This is a genomic window from Streptomyces sp. NPDC057654 (assembly GCF_042800135.1).
Lineage (GTDB): Bacteria > Actinomycetota > Actinomycetes > Streptomycetales > Streptomycetaceae > Streptomyces.
In genome coordinates this window covers 1-4,105 of the sequence record NZ_JBHVHQ010000781.1, presented here as the reverse complement: position 1 = coordinate 4,105, position 4,105 = coordinate 1, and the positions used below count along the sequence as shown (strand labels likewise).

Sequence of the window (4,105 nt, the reverse complement as noted above, 5' to 3'; positions counted from 1 at the left end):
GCGATGTGGCTGCCGCGCGGGACTTCGTGTGCACGCACCGGGGGGCGATCGGCAGCCGGGCCCGTACCCGCCTGGCGGAGGCCGAGCGCCATCTGATGCGGGCGGAGGAGGCCGCCGATGCCACGGACGACGCGGCCGACGCCCGGCTGCTGCCGGAGGCGCGGCTGGCGGACGCGCTGGCCCGGCAGGCGCGCGAGCTGGCCGAGCGGGACGTGCGGAGCTACGCGGACCAGAGCGCGCACGCCGGTCCGTACGCGCCGCAGGCCCCGCACCCCGCCGGGGCGATCGGCGGGGCGATGCTGGGCGGCATCATCCTCGGCGGCCTGCTGCCCGCCACGTTCGGCGGCGGGGGCACTCGGGGCCGGCTGGCGGAGTGAGGTGCTCCGCCGCGCCCGTCAGTGCAGCCGTCAGTACAGGCTGAGCAGCGCCTCCACCGCGTCCACGCCCGCGGAGTCGCCGTCCGGGAGGGCGAGTTCGAACCAGACCGTCTTGCCGTGCGGAGTGCGGCGGCTGCCCCAGGCCGCGCTGAGCAGGCCGACGAGCTGGAGGCCGCGGCCGCCCTCGTCGGTGTCGCGGGCCCGGCGCCGCCGCGGCTGGACGAGCCCGCCGTCCCAGACCTCGCAGACCAGGGTGCGGTCCAGCAGCAGCCGGAGCCGTATCTCGCCCTCCCCGTACCGCAGGGCGTTCGTCACCAACTCGCTGACCAGCAGCTCCGCCGTGTCGACGAGATTCTCCAGGCCCCAGGCCGTCAGCTTCTCGCGCGCCAGCTCACGGGCGCGGGCCACCGAGCGCGGCTCCGGCGGCAGATGCCAGTCCCCCACCGACTCGGTGGGCAGCCCCTGCACCCGCGCCATGAGCAGCGCGATGTCGTCCTCGCCATGGTGGGTGTCGAGCGCGCCGAGCACGTGGTCGCAGACGTCCTCCAGCGCGGGCGAGGGGTCCGTGAGCGCCTCCCGGAAGGCTCGCAGGCCGTCGTCGAGCGACTGGTCGCGGGACTCGACGAGGCCGTCGGTGTAGAGCGCCAGCAGCGCGCCGTCCGGCAGGTCGACCTCGGTCTCCTCGAACGGCTCGCCGCCGACGCCGAGCGGCATGCCCGGCGGTACGTCCAGCAGCAGGGCCGGTTCGCCCGGTTCGACGAGCACGGGCGGCAGGTGCCCGGCGTTGGCGAACGTGGCCCGCCGCGTCACCGGGTCGTACACGGCGTAGACGCAGGTCGCCAGGTACACCTCGGAGAGGTCGGCGTCCTTGCCGCTGCCGCGCGCCGAACGCGACGAGGACTGCTTGCCGCCGGGCGTGCCGAGGCCGTGCGCGACCTCGTCGAGCGCGGAGAGCACCTCGGCGGGCTCCAGGTCGAGCAGCGCCAGCGTCCGTACGGCCGTCCGCAGTTCGCCCATGGCGACGGCGGCGCGCAGGCCGCGGCCCATGACGTCGCCGACGACGATGGCCGTCCGGTGGCCGGGCAGCTCTATGACGTCGAACCAGTCGCCGCCGACCTCGGTGGCGGTGTTGCCCGGCAGATAGCGGCAGGCGATCTCGATGCCGGCGGCCTCCGGGTCGCCGGGCGGCAGCAGGCTGCGCTGGAGGATCAGCGCGCGCTCGTGCTCGCGGCGGTAGAGCCGGGCGTTGTCCATGCAGACGGCGGCGCGCGCCGCGAGCTCCACCGCGAGCGCGGTGTCCCGCTCGCCGAACGGCTCGCTGCCCTTCGTACGGGCGAACTGCGCGAGCCCGACGACGGTGTCCCGCGCCACCATCGGCACGATCAGCGTCGACTGGACCACCGCGCCCAGCTCGGGGCTGTCGTCGGCGTCCCGGCCGGGCACCACCTTGGGGTGTGCGGTGCGCAGCGCTCCCGCACAAGGCGAGTGGAAGGGGAAACGATGCACCTCCCCCACCTGGATGGGCTTCGTCTCCCCGTCGTCGGACCCGATCGGCGCGCCGGAGACGGCGCTGGCGAAGGCGACGCGGCGCAGCTCGGCGCTCCCGTCGGCGAGCCCCGGCGGCGCCTCGTCGCCGACGAGCAGCCCCTGATAGAGGTCGACGGTGGCCAGGTCGCAGAACTGCGGCACGGCGACGTCGAGGAGCTCGCGGGCGGTGGTCTCCAGGTCGAGTGAGTTGCCTATCCGCGCGCCGGCCTCGTTGAGGAGCGCGAGATTGCGCCGTACGCCCGCGGCCTCGCGCTCGGCGCGGCGGCGGCCGGTCACGTCGCTGGCGAGCGCCGCCACCCCGATCGGCCGCCCGCTGCCGCTGTGCAGCCGGTACAGGGACACGGACCAGCGGCGGCGCTCCGTACGGCCGGGCACCGCGCCGACGAGCTGGAGGTCGGACACCGGCTTCCCGGTGTCGAGGACTTGGCGCAGCGCGGCGGTGAGCCGGTCGGCCTCGGCGCGCGGCAGGAAGTCGTGCGGGGTGCGGCCGCGGTGCCACTCGACGGGGCGGCCGAAAGCCTGCGCGAAGGATTCGTTGACGCGCACCAGGGTGAGATCGGTGCCGAAGAAGACGAATCCGAGGGGAGATTGTCCGAAAACGGCCTGCGAGGCGGCGAGGTCGGTCTCGATGCCGCGCAGGGCCCGCACGTCGACGACGACGCAGAGCGCGGCGCGTTCGCCGCTCGCGTTCTCGGTGGGCATCAGGAAGATCTCGGCGAGGCCGGTCTGCCCGTCGGCGGCGCGGTAGGGGACGAGGGCGATCCGCTCGTGCCCGTCGAGGCCGCGCTCGCCGAGGAAGCCGGGGAGGGGGGATGGGGCCGCCGCGCCCTCCTCCCCGGAGGGGTCCGGCGGCTCGCTGAGCACGAAGACCTCCCCCGGGTCCTTGCCCACGGCGTCCCGTGCCGGCACGCCGAACAGCTCGGCCGCCCGCTCGCTCCACTGCTCGATCCGGCCGTCCGCTCCTAGCGAGAACGAGGCGACCCGGATGTAGTCGTAGAGCGAGCCCGGAAGGCTGCTCTGCCACAACACCGCGGCGTCTGTTCCCTGCGGCGTACCCGTGGATCCCGCTGGCATTTCGCTCACGTGCCCGTCCCCTCCGGCCTCTCGTGCTCGCACCGGCATCAGAAGGCCGAGTATCCAGCACCGCGGCCATCCGGAACACGGCCTTCACGATCACAGCACGATCTCAACCCGCGCCGTAGGACTCCTAACCAGGCAAGGTCAGCTCGAACCACACGGTTTTCCCGGTCTTCCCCCGCCGGGTTCCCCAGCGACGCGAAGCGCATGCCACCAATTGAAGTCCGCGCCCGCCCTCGTCCTCCGGCCGGGCGACGCGCTCGCGCGGCGGATCGGGCAGCGGATCGGAGACCTCGACGAGGAGGATGGCGTCGTCCGGGCGGGGGCGGCGGGAGTACATACGGACGCCGATGGGCCCGCTGGCGTGCCGCAGGGAGTTGGTGACCAGCTCGCTCACCAGCAGGACCGTGACATCGCCGACCGACTCCAGCCCCCACTCGGCGAGGGTGTCGCGCACCAGGGTGCGCGCGGTGCGCACGGCACCGGCCTCGGCGGGGAAGCTCCACTCCGCGAACCCGGGCGTCCACGCCAGGGGCACTGCGCTCTCGCTCACGCCGACCACGTCCCAGACCTCTCGCAGGCCCCGCCGGTTTGCCCGACTTCGGGGAAGTTAATCAGCACATACCCGGTATGCGGCGATTGCTACCTTCTGCAACGGAAGTGCCGGAACTCGGTGGCACGATTGGCGTATCGGCGGGGTTCCGCACCGCGAGGCGCTCCGCGAAGAGACGCGGACGGGTCATCGGGCGGAAGCACCTGACGGGGCGTCGCCCAAACCAGGGTCATCGCTGCTCATGCCGCCCGTCGAGCCGCCGGAGGGCCTCCGCGACGGCGGGCCGGTCCTGGTCGAGCCAGGGGACGTCATGGACCTCGGCGGGGCCGAGCCAGCGGAGTTCGTCGTGGTCCTGGAGCGGGCGCGGCTCCCCCGCGAGGAGCTTGGCCGTCCAGACGTGGAGCACGTACGGCGGGCGCAGCGGCCACTCGCCGGGAATCCGCTCCAGCGGCTCGACCTCCACGCCCAGTTCCTCGCGGAGTTCGCGTACGAGCGCCCGCTCGGGCGTCTCGCCGGGCTCGACCTTCCCGCCGGGCAGCTCCCAGCGCCC

At 74.1% G+C, this 4,105-nt stretch carries 3 protein-coding genes and 1 pseudogene; 1 reads left to right on the top strand and 3 read right to left on the bottom strand.

All coding sequences use genetic code 11. The features are described from left to right. Positions 1-377 (top strand): annotated as a pseudogene (locus ACFU99_RS35735) (TPM domain-containing protein); the annotation flags it as partial. 30 nt (positions 378-407) lie between these two features. Here the strand turns inward: ACFU99_RS35735 and ACFU99_RS35730 are convergent. The 3 genes from ACFU99_RS35730 to ACFU99_RS35720 form a co-directional block, all read right to left on the bottom strand. Beyond that, positions 408-2,999: a SpoIIE family protein phosphatase gene (locus ACFU99_RS35730; protein WP_384400404.1), complete on the bottom strand. Its 2,592-nt coding sequence runs from the start codon at positions 2,997-2,999 to the stop codon at positions 408-410. 133 nt (positions 3,000-3,132) lie between these two features. Further along, positions 3,133-3,564, bottom strand: a complete 432-nt coding sequence (locus tag ACFU99_RS35725) for an ATP-binding protein (protein ID WP_384400401.1) — start codon at positions 3,562-3,564, stop codon at positions 3,133-3,135. Positions 3,565-3,784: 220 nt separating this feature from the next. Beyond that, positions 3,785-4,105 (bottom strand): NUDIX domain-containing protein (locus ACFU99_RS35720; RefSeq protein WP_384400398.1); only part of this gene is annotated, 321 nt, incomplete at its 5' end.